The sequence below is a fragment of the Ignavibacteria bacterium genome, assembly GCA_013177855.1.
Lineage (GTDB): Bacteria > Bacteroidota > Ignavibacteria > Ch128b > Ch128b > Ch128b.
Genome location: JABLYA010000001.1, coordinates 145,820 through 162,357, shown reverse-complemented (window position 1 = coordinate 162,357; position 16,538 = coordinate 145,820). Strand labels below are relative to the sequence as shown.

Sequence of the window (16,538 nt, the reverse complement as noted above, 5' to 3'; positions counted from 1 at the left end):
TTGGTAAACGCCAAAACCAAAACATTTAAAAGCCAGACAAAAAATTTAATTCTCATTCGAGAATTTGTAATGGACTTTTTGTCTTCAAATAATGTATCAAAAGAAGATATGGAGAAAATCATTCTTGCAATTGATGAAGCTTGCACGAATAAAATTAAACACGCATATAAATTCGACGAAACCCAGGACATAATACTAAAATTGAAATTTATTGATGATAAATTCATTGCAGAAATTTCTGACTTTGGCTTACCATTTAATCCGGGAGAAATACCAGTTCCAAACTTGAAAGAAAATTATATCAACAAAAAATCTGGCGGATACGGAATATTCCTAATGCGTCAATTAATGGATAGTGTTGATTATGAATTCAATCCCAACGGCGAAAACAAGATCATTCTAACTAAAAAACTTAAATCCTCCAATGCCTGAAAATCTTACTAATCAAAATTCATCAATCTACAAACACAACCTTGAGACTTTAATCGATTACACTCTTACGATAAACTCATTCAAAGACATCGATCACATTGCAAACCATCTTCTTTTAACTTTGATGGGGAAGTTTCTTATCTCAAGAATAGCTTTGTTTATTGTTAACGAAAATGAATTTTCTCTCGTAAAGAGCAAAGGAATTATAGTTGACAGTGAATTTTCTAAAATTGAAATTAACGAAAAGGGAATTTCAGATAATCCGAAAGTCTTAGAACTATTAGAACTCTATAATCTCAAACACATCAAAGAATTAAGACTTAATGAAAAACTTCTGGGAATTATTTTCTACCAATTTCATAATTCTAAATCAAACTTAACTAAAGAGGAATCTGATCTTTTTGAAAGCATTATCTCGCTAACTGCTGTTGTAATTGAAAATGTGATGATGATTAACAGATTAGATGCTGCGAATCGAAAACTTCAGCAAAAAATTTCTCAAACTAGATCTCTGTTCGAATTGAGCAAAGAATTTTCATTGCTTTTGAATGAAAGTGATGTCTATAAGTTTTTGAGCTACACGGTTATGGGCAACTTTATGATTACTCGTTTTGCTTTAATTGGTATTGATGGAAACAAAAAAGAAATAATAGGTTCGAATTTTGAAAACGAAAAATTATTAAACTTGATTGAGAAATTAAGTTACGAAGCTATTAGTCTGATCATAACGAAAGAAAACACTCAATTAATAGACTCAACTCAAGAGTTAGGTATTTCATTGATTATCCCGCTTGAAATAAAGAATAAAATAACCGGCTTGATGATCTGCGGTGACCGACTTACAAAAACTCCTTTTACAGAAGATGAAATTGAGTTTTTACAATCCTTAGGCAGTATAGCCGCAATTTCACTTGAAAACATTAAACTTTTCAGGGAAATGATTGAAAAACAAAAAATAGAAGAAGACATAAGAATTGCTCGTGAAATCCAGAAAAACCTTTTTCCAAAATCATTTCCTCAATCAAATGCTTTTGAATTGTTTGGAATGAATTTGCCTTCAAAAAAAGTTGGGGGCGATTACTTTGATTGTTTCAGAATCAGTGATGATAAATTATTAATTCTGATTTCTGATGTGGTTGGAAAAGGAATTCCTGCTTCTCTTATAATGTCAAATCTTCAAGCAATGATAAAAACTATAGCGAGTAAAAATTTTGAAATCAAAGAAGCCACACAAGATATAAACAACTTAATGAAAAAAAATTTGACCACTGGAAACTTCATCACTTTCTTCTGGGGAATTTTGGATGAACAAAAGAGAACACTTGAGTATGTAAACGCAGGACATAATCCTCCATTTCTAATCAGACAAAATCATATTAAAAAACTTGATAAAGGAGGAATAATCTTAGGAATATTAGAAGCCCTTTCACCATACGAAAGTGAAATCGTCAAACTACAGACTGGAGATTTGATTTGTCTTTACACTGATGGATTTATTGAGGCAACCGATCAAAATGAAAATGAATTTTCAGAAGAACGGTTCATCGAAAGTTTGATTAAATATAACAATTACCCTCCCGAAATTATTACAAACAAATTAATTGACGATGTCCTCACTTTTTCTTCCAACAAAAGCGAACTTGATGACTTAACCATTCTCCTCATTAAGGTTAAATAAAAACATTTCAATTTTTCATTGGATATTTTTAATGAGTGAAAGGTAGACAATACTCAAAATGGATGAAACAGATTGTATATAAAATCTAAATCTAACGAAGTTATCTTTTAATCAACTACTATTTTTCTATTTCCAACTGCTCCTACACAAAAGAGTATAAACGCAGAAACTAAAAAAACAGGACGAATTCCAATTTGAGATGCAATCATCCCGCTCAAAGTTGGACCCAAAAGATTCCCTAAAACTTGCGCACTGCTTGCAATTCCCATAATACCGCCTCGTCTCTGTATGGGAGAATTTAAACTCACAAGTGTGTAAAGAACTGGAAGCAATCCACCAAGCGCAATTCCAAGGATTGATCTCACAAATCCAAGTAAAAATGGATTGTAAATAAAATAGTGTAAACTATAACTGAATGCCGCTGCAAATGATGCAATTGCAAATGATTTGTTCACAAGATGCTTTTCATTATACTTTCCCCAAAATGGTGAACCAATCATTGTGAATACTCCCATTATACCATAAAGCAGTCCAGCGATTGATGCGATAAATCTTTTGTCGATGTGTAGAGTTTCTGCATAAAGTGTAAAAAGCGGTTGATTAAATGCAATTGAAATCTGTACAAAGACAATCATTAAAATGATTAATCTGAGCTGAGAAGATCGAAAAACGAAAATGTAATTATTTTTAAGGCTTCCATCACTTGATGTGGTTTTACTTCTGTCTTCCTTAACTCTAATAATAACAAGCAAAGCACTTAGAAAGCATAATGATGCAGTAATAAAAAATATTGGTCTAATTCCAATGTGATCAGCTAAAAGTCCTCCAACAAAAGGACCAAGAACGGTTCCTCCTGAAGTTGCCGTCTGCAATAATCCAAGCGCATATCCAGTTTTTTCTTTTGGAGTAGTTGAAGCGACAAGAGCCATCGCTGCTGGGACAAAACCGCTCACCATTCCTTGGATTAATCTGCCAATCAATAAATGATAAACATTTTGAGAAAACCCAATAAAAATTTGTGCAATAGCAAGCCCGAACAAAGCACGAATAACCATCAATTTTCTGCCGTACTTATCTCCTAAAAATCCCCATAATGGAACAAGCAGAAAAGAAAACAAAAATGGTCCAGAGAAAACAAATCCGCTCCATTTTGCAATTTCCTGATTATCAGTTAATCCAAGTTCACGAATGTAAAGTGGAAGGAAAGGAACAACCATGCTCATTCCAAGCATTGCAATAAATTGACCCAACCAGATTATGTATAAGTTACTTTTCCAATTATCCATCTTCTTAATACAAAATTAAACAATGATCAAACAACCAGCTCTAATATTTTATCGAAAATCAATTTTATTTTTAGTCTTAAGCTTAAGAAGGCTACATCAAGTTTGCCTTTGATTTTCAATTCGACTTCAAAATTTCTACAATACAATTTCTTACTTTCAAATTATTTAAATTCAAAAAAAATTTTTGTGAAATGAGAGAAAAGCTGAGCGTTATTATAATAACAAAGAATGAAGAGAAAAATCTTACTGATTGTTTAGAATCAGTTAATTGGGCAGATGAAATTATTGTAGTTGATGCTTTCAGCACCGATAGAACAATAGAAATTGCTAAGAAATACACCGAAAAAGTTTTTCAAAAAGAATGGATAGGCTTTGCTGATCAAAAAAGTTATGCTCTAAATCTTGCTTCAAATGAATGGATATTAAGCTTAGATGCTGATGAAAGAGTTTCTGAATCATTAAAATCAAAATTATTGAATTTGCTTTCTGATTTAAGTGAAATCCAGAAATTTTCTGGTTATAAAATCAAAAGAGATAATTATTTTCTCGGGCATAAAATGAATAGCTGCGGCTGGAATAAAGATTATCAAATAAGGCTTTTTAAAAAATCTCACACAAAATTAACAAATCGGCTTGTTCATGAAGGTTTTGAAGTCTCTGGAAGCATTGGAATTATTAAAGAGCCAATAATTCATCTCAGTTATAAAAGCTTCAAAGATGCGATTGATAAAATCAATCACTACTCAACTCTCGAGGCTCTTGAAAAAAGCACTAAACACAAATCCAATTTATTTACCATAATTTTTTATCCAATTCTTTATTTCACTCAGCATTTTATTTTTCGTTATGGATTTATAGATGGCATTTATGGTTTCTTTGTTTCATTGCTTCATGCATGGACAAAAATGCTTGTGCAGATAAAAATCTGGGAACTTCAACACAAAACTTATGAAGAAAGATAGTCAGAAAAGATTTTTAATTTGTCGAATAGATAGAATTGGCGATGTTGTTTTATCAACTCCTCTTCCGAGAGAAATAAAAAAGAAATACCCAGATAGTTTTGTAGCAGTCCTTGTCAGGAAATACACCAGAGACATTTATCTCAATAATCCATTTGTTGATGAGTTATTAATTTATAATGAAGAAAAAACCTGGAAAGCTTTTTTCGGAAATCTCAGAATGATTCGCTCTTTCAAGTTTAATTATGCATTTATGCTTTTACCAGATGAAAGGTTGAATTACATTTTATTTCTTGCTGGAATAAAAACAAGAATAGGAGTTGGTCACAAACTTTTTCAATTCCTCACCTTTACAAAATATGTTGATCGTAAAAAGTATATTCCTTTGCGTCACGAAGCTGATTATTGCCTTGATATGTTAAGAAAAATCGGAATTGATCCAGAATCAATCGAACCTGAAATTTATTTGACTGATGAAGAGAAAAAAATTGCGTCAAGTTTTAAAAACTTCTATACTCCAAATGGAGAGAAATTAATTGGTGTAAACACAACAAGCGGAAACTCATCCCCCAATCTTTCCCTCAATGAATATAAAAAGCTCATTCAAAAACTTTCTAAGGCGGAAAATTTCAGAGTTATAGTTACCGACCTCAATCCACCTGATGAAATTCAAAATATTGAAAATGTATTTTATCCAATGACTAACAACACCTTGCGGGAATCAATTATAAAATTCTCAGCCCTCGATGTTTTGATTTCGTCAAGTACTGGACCGATGCACATTTGTGCAGCACTGAAAGTTCCAACAATTTCTTTGTTTTGTCCTCTGCCAGCTTGTTCACCAAAATTGTGGGGTCCGCTTGGGAACAAATCTTTAATCTTAATGCCCGAAGAAAAATACTGCCAAACAAAATGTCCAATTGATCCAAAGAAATGTCAATATGTTGGAAGTCAAAAAATAAATGCAGAAAAAATCTTTGAAGAAGTAAAAAGATTTTTGGAAAGTTAATTTCAGAAATTCTTTATTCAATTCTCAGTTTTTTAAGTCCTCTTAATCCAATGTCTTTACGGAAATATTTGTTTTCAAAATCAATTTTACTGGCAGCTGAATAGACTTTTTTAATCAGATCATAAAATGTTGTTTTTGATGAATGTGCAACAATGTTTAATACTCTGCCACCATTCGTTATGATTTTATTGTCAAAGTATTTTGTGCCTGCATGGTAGATGATTAATTCATCGTCATCAATTTCATCCAGTCCAGATATTTCAAATCCAACTTTAAATTTTTCAGGATAACCATTTGAAGCAAGGACAAGACAGACAGCTTTGCCTTCAGTTTTTAATTCGTAATTACTTAAATCATTATTTACAGCCAGCCACAACAGCTCAAGAAAATCTGATTTTATTGTTTGTAGAACTGCTTGAGTTTCTGGATCACCAAAACGACAATTAAACTCGATTACTTTAATTCCATCATTTGTTTTAATCAAACCACAATAAAGACAACCTTTATAAGGATGATTAAGTTCTCTTAAACTCTCAAGAATTGGTTCAATTATACTTTTTTTAATTACATCAATTTCATCATTAGTCAGAAGCTCACTGAAACTATATGAACCCATTCCACCTGTATTTTTTCCTGTATCGTTATCACCAACTCTTTTATAATCCTGTGCAGGAGTTAAAACCTTATAATTTTTTCCATCTGTTAATGCGAAGACAGAAAACTCTTCCCCTTCAAGAAATTCTTCCACAATGATTGTATTTCCAGCATCACCAAATTTTTTCTCATCAAAAATTTCTTTAATTGTCTTTTCAGCAGAATTAAATCTATAACAAATGGTTACTCCTTTCCCTGCAGCAAGTCCATCAACTTTAATAACTACTGGATACTTTAGATGTTGCAGATATTTCAGAACTTCTTCTTTTTGAACAATTGAAAATTTTCGGAATGATGCTGTGGGCACATTTTTCTTTTTCATCAAATCTTTTGCAAATGATTTACTCCCCTCAATCTGAGCTGCGAATTTATCGGGACCAAAAACTTTGATTCCAGCATCGGAGAGATAATCCACAATTCCATCTACGAGAGGAGCTTCTGGTCCTACAACTACTAAATCGATTTTCTTTTCAACGCAGAAATTTTTGATCAATGAAAAGTCTGAAATTTTAATAGAAATATTTTCAGCCCATCTTGCTGTACCTGGATTACCTGGAATACAATATAATTTTTCCAGTAAGGTGCTTTGAGAAATTTTATGACAAAGTGCGTCTTCTCGACCACCTGAACCAATTACTAGAACTCTAAGCTTCATCTTTCATTGTAAATTGAAATATTTTAACTAATTCTTGTGTTAGTTTTTTTCTTTCAAATTGCTGAATGAATTTTTTATCACCAACCGGCAATTGATTTTTCTTAAACAAGTCAAATAATTCTATTAAATAATTTTTTATTCCATCAACATCATCTGGTTCAATTATGAATGAAGCTTCGTAATCTTTCAATATCATAGCAGCTGCACCATTTCGAGGGACACATGCTAAAATTGGTTTCCCTGTTCCGATATACTCAAATAGTTTGCTTGTTGCATAGAGATGAGGATTTTTTGAATGACGAATCATTAGCCACAAAACATCTGAATTTAGCAGATACTGAATATTCGTTTTGTGATCAACATAACCTGTAAAGTGGAAATTGCTTTTATATTTACTCTTCTGAATTTTTCTGTAATATTTTTTAGGTAAGTTTCCAACGAAATAAAATTCAATTTGACTTTCTAAATCGGGTCGTTCTACAAATAATTTTTCAACGGCTTTTAAGAAAAATTTTGGTGTACGTTCATCGTAAAAAGCACCGCTATAAGTAATTCTCATTTTATTTGGAGATTTAGACGGGACAAAATTTAAATCAAAATCTTCTTCATCGTATCCGTGGGGAATTATTGAAATCTCATCTGGTTTAATGAATGGATAATTTTTTAGAATATGTTCTTTTATCTGCCTCGTATAAGCAATGATTTTATCACTGAGATTAAGAACCTTTCTTTCCATTCCTTTAACAATCCATCTGTGAACCGGTGTTGGATAAAAAGAGAGTCCATCATCAAGCCAGGCATCGCGATAATCTAGAATTAAAGGGATATTAAATTCTTTTTTAAGCTTTGCACCGATTAAAAAATCAGTATAAGGTGGAGCAGTTGCAAAGATAATGTCAAATGATTCTGAAGAAAGAAGTTTTCGAGCTTCTTTCAGTGCAGGTTTAGTCCAGCTTCTTTTATTATCTGGAAGAAAAAATGTTTGACTAATTCTATTTAAAACTTTTCGCAAAAAGTCACTTTTTATTTTTTTCTGATTGAAAACTTTCTGAGTAGGATCTTTTGAACCTGTCCGAATTATCCTTATTCCCCTTTCTTCAATTTCCTTTAATAAAACATCATCAAATGCGTAATAATATTTTGGTTTAATTGTTAGAACTGTTGGTTCCCAATTAAAATCAACAAGATACTTAACAAACTTGGCTGTTCGTTGAACTCCACTAAATCCCATCGGCGGGAAATAATAAGCGATCACTAAAACTTTTCTCTTCATAGAATTATCAATTCATCCGTGAATTTGTTTAGAACTTCTTTTTTGTCTTTTGTAATTAAAACATTCTGCTCAATCCTAATTCCAAACTTATTTTCAAAATAAAGTGCGGGCTCGAGGGCTAAAACTAGATTTTCTTTTATCACATCCTTTGACTCTTTAGAAATGTGTGGATAATTATGAAGATAAATTCCAATTCCATGTCCAAGTCCGTGAGTAAAAAACTTTTCCACATTATACTTTGCGAAATGATCTATTACGACTTGATACAAATTTTTTGCTTTGGTATTCAATTGTAATTTTTCAATTGCAAGATGAAGAGCATCTTTAACTATCGAATAGAAATTCAAAAACTCTTGATTTGGTTTTCCAAAGTAAAGTGTCCGTGTAAAATCCGAAGTAAACCCATCAATACTTAAGCCGAAGTCAATCAAGACAGTAGAATTTTTCTTTAATTTGGAAGTAGATGAAACTCCATGAGGATAGGCAGAATTTTTTCCAAACAGGACAATTGGTTCAAAAGACATTTTTCCATCAACAACTTTTGAAAGTTTATAAATTAACTCAGCACGGAGGTCAATCTCAGAAATTCCTTCTTTTATTTCATTGAGCAGCTCATTAAAAATTTTCTCAGTTAGTTTCACTGCTTTCTTTGATTTTTGAATTGCATCTTCATCCTGAAAGGCATAAAAATAACTGAGTTGATCTTTTAATCCTGTCCAGAATAATCCTTGTACTCTTCTCAGTTCGAGTCCTTGAGCAAGAGTTAGTTTTGAATGTTCGTAATAGAACTTCTTTATTTTTAATTCTGTAATGTTTCTTTTATATGTTTCAAAAAAATTCGGTTCAATAAATTCAAACTCAACAAAATCAGGAAGTTTTTTTACTTCATGAGTGTATCTTCGATCAGTAAGAATTTTAACTCTATCTGAAGTAACAAAAAGATTTCCATTTGAAGAATTAAAACCTGTAAGATATCTGACATCTTCAGTTTTCAAAGTGAAGAAACATTCCGACTTTTTGAGCGCAAGTGTTTCTCTAAGGCGGTTAATTCGATCTAAGAAATGATTGCCCATAAAATTTTAATTGCCTTTTACTCTATAATTTGGAGCTTCTTTGGTAATTATTACATCGTGCGGGTGACTTTCTCTAAGACCGGCTTCTGTCATTTTCACAAATTTTGTTTTTGTCTGCAACTCTCTAATATTTTTCACTCCGCAGTAACCCATTGCAGCTCTTAAACCACCAATCATCTGGTAAACAGTTTCTGAAAGCGGTCCTTTGTATGGTACTCTGCCTTCTATTCCTTCCGGCACCAGTTTTTTTATATCATCTTCAACATCCTGAAAGTATCTATCTTTACTTCCTTTTTTCATTGCTTCAATTGAACCCATTCCACGATAAACTTTGTAACTTCTTCCTTCATACAAAACTTGTTCACCTGGACTTTCATCAGTTCCAGCAAACAAGCTGCCAATCATTACAGAATCAGCACCAGCTGCAATTGCTTTTGCAATATCACCAGTTTGTTTGATCCCACCATCAGCAATTATTGGAATATTGTATTTTTTCGCAGCTTTAGCACATTCCATTATCGCACTAATTTGTGGAACTCCAACTCCTGCAACTACTCTTGTTGTGCAAATTGATCCAGGACCAATTCCAACTTTTACACAATCAGCACCTGCTTTAATCACATCAATAGTGGCTTCAGCAGTTCCAACATTTCCTGCAATCAACTCAAGCTCTGGAAATTTCTTTTTTATTTTTTTAATCATCTGAAGCACACCTTCCGAATGAGCATGGGCTGTATCAATCACTACAACATCTACGTTTGATTTTATTAATTCTTCAACTCTTTCAAGTGTATCTTTTTGAATTCCTACTGCTGCACCTACTCTCAATCTTCCTAATTCGTCTTTGCATGCATTAGGAAAACTTTTCTTTTTCTGGATGTCTTTGAAAGTAATTAAACCGATTAATCTATTTTGTCTATCAACAACTGGAAGTTTCTCTATCTTATGTTTTTGAAGAATCTTCTCTGCCTGTTCGAGAGTGACTTTACCTTTAGCAGTAATCAAATTTTCTTTAGTCATTAACTTTTCGACCGGTTGATTGAGATCAGGTTCGAATCTTAAATCACGATTTGTCAGAATTCCTACAAGCTTTCTATTTTCATCAATTACAGGAATTCCCGAGATGCGATACTTTTGCATTAACTCAAGCGCTTCTGCAACAGTTTGATTTGGAAATAAAGTTATTGGATCTTTTATCATTCCGCTTTCGCTTCTTTTAACTTTATCAACCATCTCGCACTGTTCTTCGATCGACATATTTTTGTGGATAATTCCTATTCCACCTTCACGGGCAATTGCAACAGCCGTCTGCCATTCTGTAACCGTATCCATCGCTGCTGAAATAAGCGGAATGTTAAGACGAATTTTATTTGTCAATCGAGTTGAAACATCGACATCTCTTGGTAAAACATTTGACCTTGCAGGAATTAACAGAACATCATCAAATGTCAAAGCTTCATATTTTATTTTATCTTTCATTTGAGGTCAAAATTTGTTTGAGTAAAATTTATTATCTATCTATAAACCTGACTTGATTAAACCTAAATCTTAGTTTATAAATTTAATATGAGCCATAACTTCCAAGTTCAAACACATAAAATATAATTAGTCAAATGCTGGATAACCAGTTATATCTTCACCAACAATTAAAGTGTGCATTTCATGAGTCCCTTCATATGTCTTAACTGATTCAAGATTATTCATATGACGCATAATCGGGTATTCATCCAATATTCCGTTTGCTCCTAAAATTTCTCTGGCCACACGACAGATATCCAAAGCGACTTCACAATTATTTCTTTTAGCTAATGAAATGTGTGTAAATCGAGCTTTGCCTTGATCCTTTAATCTGCCAAGTTGAAGGACTAACAATTGTGCTTTAGTTATTTCTGTTAACATCCAGACAAGTTTAGCTTGAGTAAGCTGGTATGCCGCAATAGGCTTTGAAAATTGAACTCTTGATTTTGCATATTCAAGAGCGGTTGTATAAGCAACCATCATTGAGCCAATAACTCCCCATGCTATTCCATATCGTGCTTGACTCAGACACATTAAAGCTGATTTCAAACCCTGTGTATTTGGAAGCCAGTGACTTTCTGGAACAAAGACATTATCAAGTACAAGTTCTGAAGTAACTGATGCACGCAGTGAATGCTTGTTTTTCATTTCAGGTGCAGAAAATCCTTTAAAATCTTTCTCGACTAAAAATCCATGAACAACACCATCCCATTTTGCCCACACAACAGCAACATCTGCAATTGTTCCGTTTGTAATCCACATTTTGGTTCCATTCAAAATAAAACCACCATCAACTTTTTCTGCACGAGTTAACATCCCACCAGGATTTGAACCGAAATCTGGCTCAGTTAAACCAAAGCATCCAATTTTCTCACCCCTTGCAAGTTTTGGAAGCCAGTAATCTCTTTGCTCTTCACTCCCAAAAGTATAAATCGGATACATTACCAATGCACTTTGAACTGATGCAAAACTTCTAATTCCGCTATCGCCCCTTTCAAGTTCCTGCATCATCAATCCATAAGCTACATTATTTAGATTTGCACAGCCATATTTTTCGGGAAGAGTCGCACCAAAGATTCCGAGTTCTGCCATCTCGGGAATCAAATGCATTGGAAAAGTTCCTTCGCGATAATGCTTTTCGATTATTGGTATGACTTTATCTTCTACAAACTCTCTGATTGTAGAACGAATTAGTTTTTCCTCTTCAGTTAGAAGATCATCAATGTGATAGTAATCTACTCCTTCGAACTTCATTGAATTGCTCCTTTAATTTTTACAAAGTTATTGAGATGATGAGTTTTAAACAAGGAAAGTATTTTAAACACTGAAAACATTTTTCAAAGAAACAAAAGATTTTACAGCGACTTTGATTAATAACTTTAGAAATTATAATTTGAAATATGAGTCAACCAATTGATAATGCAAAATTTGTTGTATGTGATGTGGAAACAACTGGTTTAAATCCAGTCACTGATCGTATCATTGAAATTGCTCTTGTTAAAATTGAAAATCTTAAAATTGTTGATAAGTTCTCTACTCTTGTCAATCCTGAAATTTTTATTCCTCCTTTCATCACAAGGCTGACTGGAATTAGAAACGAAGATGTTTTCGATGCACCAAAATTTTCTGACATAGTTTTGAGAGTCAGAGACTTTTTAAAAGATGCAATTTTTGTCGCGCATAATGCCTCTTTTGATCACAAATTCTTACTTCATAGTTTTTTAAGAGAGAATATTTACCCACCTGAAAATCCAGTTCTTTGTACAAAACTATTAGCAAGAAGGGTTGTGACAGGACTTGAAAGTTATGGATTAAGCTCACTGACAAGATATTTCAAAATTCAAAATCTAAATGCACATAGAGCTTATGGTGATGCATTAGCAACCACACATCTGCTTTTGCAATTGCTTTCTGAAGGTTCAAAACAATATCTGTTTTCTGATATCGACAGTCTTTTATCACTTCAATTTCAACCTGTCAAAAATATTTTAGAGATAAATGTAAGAGAAACAATTGCCGAACAACTCTCCAAACTTCCACAAAAACCAGGTGTTTACATTTTTAAGAACAAAAAAAATAATATTGTTTATGTCGGCAAAGCAAAGAATTTGAGAAACCGAGTTCTAAGTTACTTTAGAAATGATGATGCTAGAGTTAGAAAAATTGTTCGTTCGTCTCATTATTTAGATTTTATAGAAACATCAAGTGAACTTTCAGCTTTTCTGCTTGAGTCAGAGTTAATCAAGAAATATAAGCCACAGCATAATAAAGCTTTAAAGATTATTAGAAGATATTCCTTCATTGCACTTCAGAATGATCATCCATTTCCAAGATTAGAAGTTACATCAAAAATTTCATCCAATGGAGCTCATTTCTTTGGACCATTCCAACGACGAGAAACGGCTGAACAGGTTCTTGATATTATCTCAAAATCAACCTTATTGCGAGAATGCGATGATAAAACGCTTGAAAAAAATCGCCCTTGTTATTTACTTGAAATTAATAGATGTCTTGGACCGTGTGTTAACGCAAATCTATTTGAAGAATATCAAAAAGAGCTTGAATTTGTAAAATCATTTTTGACTGGAGATAATCTACTAATTCTAAATCGATTAATTGAAAAGATGAAAGAGTATTCTGCTCGCGAGAAATTTGAGGATGCGGCAAAAATCCGTGACTCGATTCAAATGATTGTGAATAATATTGGTAGGATAAAGGTATTGAAAGAACCAATCAATACAATAAATGCAATTATCATAATTTATGATAAACAAAAACCAATTGAATTAATCGGTCTTCGAAATGGGATTCTAATTTTTATCAAAAAGTTTGAGGATGAACCTGAATTTTTAATTAATGTGGCTGAAGAATATTTTAATCATATCAATATGGAATTCGATCTGGCAATCAACATAGAAAAAATTAAGATCATTGCTAATTTTCTTGTAAATCAAAAAGCGAAGTATAAAATACTTTACACATCTTCACTGGATAAAGAAACACTACCTGAAAAACTTCGATTACTATTGTTGGAGGACTAAGTGAAAATCGAATCTTACAATCCAAACTCGAAGCAAAAAATTGGTGAATTTGAAAAGACTGATCCTTCAAGAGTTGAAGAGATTGTACAGAAAGCAAGGCAAGCTCATTTGAAATGGAATTCACTTACAATTGACAAACGAATTGATTTTTTGAAAAAGGCTAAATCAATTCTTTATCGTAACCGAGAAAAAATTGCGAAGCTTATCACCGAAGAAAATGGAAAACCAATTTTTGAAAGTTACTCAACTGAAATTATCCCGACACTAAGTCTATTTGATTACTACATTAAAAATTCAAAGAAATTCTTAAGACCGCATTATGAAAGAATTAAGCTGCCAGTGATGATACACAAGAAAAGCTGGATTGAATATGTTCCCTTTGGAGTTGTTGGCATAATTAGTCCCTGGAATTATCCATTGCTTCTTCCAATGGGTCAGATTATTCCAGCACTGATTGCAGGAAATTCTGTTGTATTTAAACCATCCGAGTGGACACCATTAGTTGGACAGAAAATCAAAGAAATTTTTGATGAAGCTGGTCTTCCTGAAAATGTTTTTAATATAATTTTTGGTGAGGCTGAAATTGGTAAGGCACTTGTCGAAAGTTCAATCGATAAACTATTTTTCACCGGAAGCACAAAAGTTGGAAAGATCATTTCCAAAGCTGCTTCAGAAAAATTACTTCCTGTTTCACTTGAACTTGGTGGAAAAGATCCGGCGATAGTTCTTGCCGATGCAGATCTTGATAGAGCAGTTTATGGAATTCTTTGGGGAAGTTTAATGAACGCAGGTCAAACTTGTGTTTCAATTGAAAGAGTTTATGTCGATGAAAAAATTTATGACAATTTTCTTTCAAGACTTATTGATGAAATAAAAAAATTAACTCCTTACTCAAATTCCGAATTCTACGATTATTCAAACATCAAACTCACCAAGCAAGTTGAGATAATAAAAGAGCATATTGAAGATGCACTTTCAAAAGGAGCAAAAATTCTTTACGGAGGGAAAATTGAAAATAATTTTGTTCAACCAACGATTTTGATTGAAGTTAATCACTCAATGAAAGTTATGAGAGAAGAAACATTCGGTCCTGTCATTCCAATTATGAAATTCAAAACAATCGATGAAGCAATCGAACTTGCAAATGATTCAGACTATGGACTTTCTGCTTCAATTTGGACTAAAAATATTTCTCTTGGAAAATCGATTGCAAAGAAAATTCAGGCAGGTTCTGTTTTGATTAATGACTGCATAAGTCACTTTGGAGCCGGTGAAGCTGTTATCGGCGGTATCAAAATGAGCGGAACTGGAAGAGTCCATAGCAAAAGTGGATTGATGGAAATGGTCTATGAAAAATATTACAACTATGATAAACTTACCTGGCAGAAAAAAATGTGGTGGTTTAAGTACGATAAACATTCTACCGAAAAGATTAAAGCCGCAACAGAATTTTTATTTGGAGATAATTTACTAAGGAGAATGCTTTCAGGACTCAAAGTTTTACCCGCACTTTTCAAAAAACATTAATCAAAGTTTTTTCACTTAATTTTAAAAAAGTTTTTCTCTTCTTTTTACACACTAAAATTTTTTTTAATTTACTTATGAATTAAGAGATCAAAAATGGCTCAAAAAGTATTTCAATCTCCATTGCTTGTTATTCCTTCAATCGACATAAAAGATGGTAAACTTGTAAGAATAGTTCAGGGAATACCTGAGGTTGTCCCATCGGTATATCCGGATGACCCAATCGAAATGGCAAAAATCTGGAGAGCTGAAAATGCAAAATGTCTTCATGTTGTCGACTTCGATGGTGCCTGGTATGGTTCAAATAAAAATTTACCTGTGATTGAAAAATTAATCCAATCAGTTGTTATTCCTGTTCAAGTCGGCGGTGGTTTGAGAACAATTGAAAAGATACGCGAAGCTTTTAAAATCGGTGCATCACGAGTTGTTCTCGGTACAATTGCGGTTACAAATCCTGAAATACTTCAACAAGCTCTTGACGAATTTGGTCCCGAGAAAATAATTGTTTCACTTGATGTAATTCAAAATTCTGTGATGATTTACGGAAGAAAAGAAACATCAGCTTTAAACCCTGTTAGTCTTGGATTAAATATGAAGACACTTGGAGTGAAAAGATTGATTGTCACTGATGTTGAGAGAAACGGTTTATTGCTCGGTCCAAATTTAGATTTATTAAAATTAATGGCTGAAAAAGTTGGTTTAAAAATTACCGCTTCTGGTGGAATTTCAGGTTATAAAGATTTAATCTCTCTTCTTGAGTTAACTCCGATTGGTGTTGATTCGGTAATTATTGGAAGAGCTCTTTATGAAAATAAATTCCCCTGCCAGGAACTCTGGCGTATTGCAGAATATGGATCAATAATTTGAGAAAAGCTATGAAAGAAGAAAACGAAAATATCCAGGTTCGCAGTAGTCTCTGGTCAAATATTTTCAAAGCAGAAAGCGATGAACAAAAAATCTTGGATTTGCTAAAAAAATTTCCTGCCTTCTCAGATCTCAAAAAGCGGGAATTAAAAATGATTAGAAAACTTGTTCATGTAAGAGAGTATTTACCTAATGAGATTATTTTTTTTGAGGGTGATCCAGGTGTTTCAATGTTTATAATTGAAAGCGGTAAAGTAGAGATTTCTCACACCTTTAAATCGGGTATTAAACAAGAACTTGCTCTGCTTTTTGCTGGTGATTTTATGGGAGAGTTTAGCGCAATTGTTGAAGGTTACAGAACAGCAACTGCTACTGCTTTAACGAATACAAGGCTACTTATAATCTTTAGACCTGATTTACTTGAATTAATTCATAAAGAACCTTCTCTTGGAGTTAAAATTCTGCTCGGCTTCTCAAAAATTTTTGTTGAGAAACTTAGAAATTTAAATCGAGACTATCTTAACCTTTACGAACTTTTAAATATTGAAAAACAAATTGAAAAGTGAGGTAAC

The 16,538-nt window shown here is 32.8% G+C and carries 14 protein-coding genes; 8 read left to right on the top strand and 6 right to left on the bottom strand.

Annotated features, from left to right (window positions below):
* Together HPY57_00725 and HPY57_00720 are read left to right on the top strand one after the other, a co-directional pair.
* The gene (locus HPY57_00725; GenBank protein NPV10303.1) at window positions 1-432 is read left to right on the top strand and encodes an ATP-binding protein; all 432 of its coding nucleotides are present in this window, start codon (window positions 1-3) and stop codon (window positions 430-432) included.
* Window positions 425-2,110 (top strand): SpoIIE family protein phosphatase, encoded by a 1,686-nt coding sequence (locus HPY57_00720; GenBank protein NPV10302.1) that lies wholly within the window; start codon window positions 425-427, stop codon window positions 2,108-2,110. The genes HPY57_00725 and HPY57_00720 overlap by 8 nt, the downstream gene beginning before the upstream one ends.
* A 107-nt stretch (window positions 2,111-2,217) precedes the next feature.
* Here the strand turns inward: HPY57_00720 and HPY57_00715 are convergent, their stop codons facing one another.
* Entirely contained in the window at window positions 2,218-3,396 is a 1,179-nt protein-coding gene (locus HPY57_00715) for an MFS transporter (GenBank protein ID NPV10301.1), read from the bottom strand.
* 191 nt (window positions 3,397-3,587) lie between these two features.
* Here HPY57_00715 and HPY57_00710 point away from each other — a divergent pair, with 191 nt between their 5' ends.
* Window positions 3,588-4,358 carry a glycosyltransferase family 2 protein gene (locus HPY57_00710; GenBank protein ID NPV10300.1) on the top strand — a complete coding sequence of 257 codons (771 nt, stop codon included), beginning with the start codon at window positions 3,588-3,590 and terminating at the stop codon, window positions 4,356-4,358.
* On the top strand, window positions 4,345-5,364 hold the full coding sequence (locus HPY57_00705) for a glycosyltransferase family 9 protein (GenBank protein NPV10299.1): 1,020 nt from the start codon (window positions 4,345-4,347) through the stop codon (window positions 5,362-5,364). Before HPY57_00710 ends, HPY57_00705 begins: the two co-directional genes overlap by 14 nt.
* Window positions 5,365-5,377: 13 nt before the next feature.
* On the opposite strand, the gene purD is transcribed toward HPY57_00705, so the two are convergent.
* The 5 genes from purD to HPY57_00680 form a co-directional block, all read right to left on the bottom strand.
* Entirely contained in the window at window positions 5,378-6,673 is a 1,296-nt protein-coding gene (gene purD / locus HPY57_00700) for a phosphoribosylamine--glycine ligase (GenBank protein ID NPV10298.1), read from the bottom strand.
* A complete protein-coding gene (locus HPY57_00695) occupies window positions 6,663-7,946 on the bottom strand; it encodes a glycosyltransferase family 4 protein (protein NPV10297.1) in 1,284 nt (427 codons plus the stop codon). Before HPY57_00695 ends, purD begins: the two co-directional genes overlap by 11 nt.
* Complete coding sequence (locus tag HPY57_00690; protein NPV10296.1) at window positions 7,943-9,019, bottom strand: M24 family metallopeptidase; 1,077 nt, start codon at window positions 9,017-9,019, stop codon at window positions 7,943-7,945. Before HPY57_00690 ends, HPY57_00695 begins: the two co-directional genes overlap by 4 nt.
* A gap of 6 nt (window positions 9,020-9,025) precedes the next feature.
* Complete coding sequence (gene guaB / locus HPY57_00685; GenBank protein NPV10295.1) at window positions 9,026-10,498, bottom strand: IMP dehydrogenase; 1,473 nt, start codon at window positions 10,496-10,498, stop codon at window positions 9,026-9,028.
* Window positions 10,499-10,624: 126 nt separating this feature from the next.
* On the bottom strand, window positions 10,625-11,791 hold the full coding sequence (locus tag HPY57_00680; GenBank protein ID NPV10294.1) for an acyl-CoA dehydrogenase: 1,167 nt from the start codon (window positions 11,789-11,791) through the stop codon (window positions 10,625-10,627).
* A gap of 146 nt (window positions 11,792-11,937) precedes the next feature.
* Here HPY57_00680 and HPY57_00675 point away from each other — a divergent pair, with 146 nt between their 5' ends.
* The 4 genes from HPY57_00675 (at window position 11,938) to HPY57_00660 (ending at window position 16,532) form a co-directional block, all read left to right on the top strand.
* Window positions 11,938-13,578 carry a GIY-YIG nuclease family protein gene (locus HPY57_00675; GenBank protein NPV10293.1) on the top strand — a complete coding sequence of 547 codons (1,641 nt, stop codon included), beginning with the start codon at window positions 11,938-11,940 and terminating at the stop codon, window positions 13,576-13,578.
* Window positions 13,579-15,105 carry an aldehyde dehydrogenase family protein gene (locus HPY57_00670; protein ID NPV10292.1) on the top strand — a complete coding sequence of 509 codons (1,527 nt, stop codon included), beginning with the start codon at window positions 13,579-13,581 and terminating at the stop codon, window positions 15,103-15,105.
* Between the two features lie 93 nt (window positions 15,106-15,198).
* Entirely contained in the window at window positions 15,199-15,969 is a 771-nt protein-coding gene (hisA, locus tag HPY57_00665) for a 1-(5-phosphoribosyl)-5-[(5-phosphoribosylamino)methylideneamino]imidazole-4-carboxamide isomerase (GenBank protein ID NPV10291.1), read from the top strand.
* Window positions 15,970-15,977: 8 nt separating this feature from the next.
* On the top strand, window positions 15,978-16,532 hold the full coding sequence (locus HPY57_00660) for a cyclic nucleotide-binding domain-containing protein (protein NPV10290.1): 555 nt from the start codon (window positions 15,978-15,980) through the stop codon (window positions 16,530-16,532).
* Window positions 16,533-16,538: the final 6 nt, after the last annotated feature.

Bases quoted from the DNA above. Each gene is read 5' to 3' on its own strand.
- HPY57_00705 (NPV10299.1), top strand. From the start codon at position 4,345: ATGAAGAAAGATAGTCAGAAAAGATTTTTAATTTGTCGAATAGATAGA.
- HPY57_00675 (NPV10293.1), top strand. From the start codon at position 11,938: ATGAGTCAACCAATTGATAATGCAAAATTTGTTGTATGTGATGTGGAA.
- HPY57_00680 (NPV10294.1), bottom strand. From the start codon at position 11,791: ATGAAGTTCGAAGGAGTAGATTACTATCACATTGATGATCTTCTAACT.
- HPY57_00715 (NPV10301.1), bottom strand. From the start codon at position 3,396: ATGGATAATTGGAAAAGTAACTTATACATAATCTGGTTGGGTCAATTT.
- purD (NPV10298.1), bottom strand. From the start codon at position 6,673: ATGAAGCTTAGAGTTCTAGTAATTGGTTCAGGTGGTCGAGAAGACGCA.
- HPY57_00660 (NPV10290.1), top strand. From the start codon at position 15,978: ATGAAAGAAGAAAACGAAAATATCCAGGTTCGCAGTAGTCTCTGGTCA.
- guaB (NPV10295.1), bottom strand. From the start codon at position 10,498: ATGAAAGATAAAATAAAATATGAAGCTTTGACATTTGATGATGTTCTG.
- HPY57_00695 (NPV10297.1), bottom strand. From the start codon at position 7,946: ATGAAGAGAAAAGTTTTAGTGATCGCTTATTATTTCCCGCCGATGGGA.
- HPY57_00710 (NPV10300.1), top strand. From the start codon at position 3,588: ATGAGAGAAAAGCTGAGCGTTATTATAATAACAAAGAATGAAGAGAAA.
- hisA (NPV10291.1), top strand. From the start codon at position 15,199: ATGGCTCAAAAAGTATTTCAATCTCCATTGCTTGTTATTCCTTCAATC.
- HPY57_00720 (NPV10302.1), top strand. From the start codon at position 425: ATGCCTGAAAATCTTACTAATCAAAATTCATCAATCTACAAACACAAC.
- HPY57_00690 (NPV10296.1), bottom strand. From the start codon at position 9,019: ATGGGCAATCATTTCTTAGATCGAATTAACCGCCTTAGAGAAACACTT.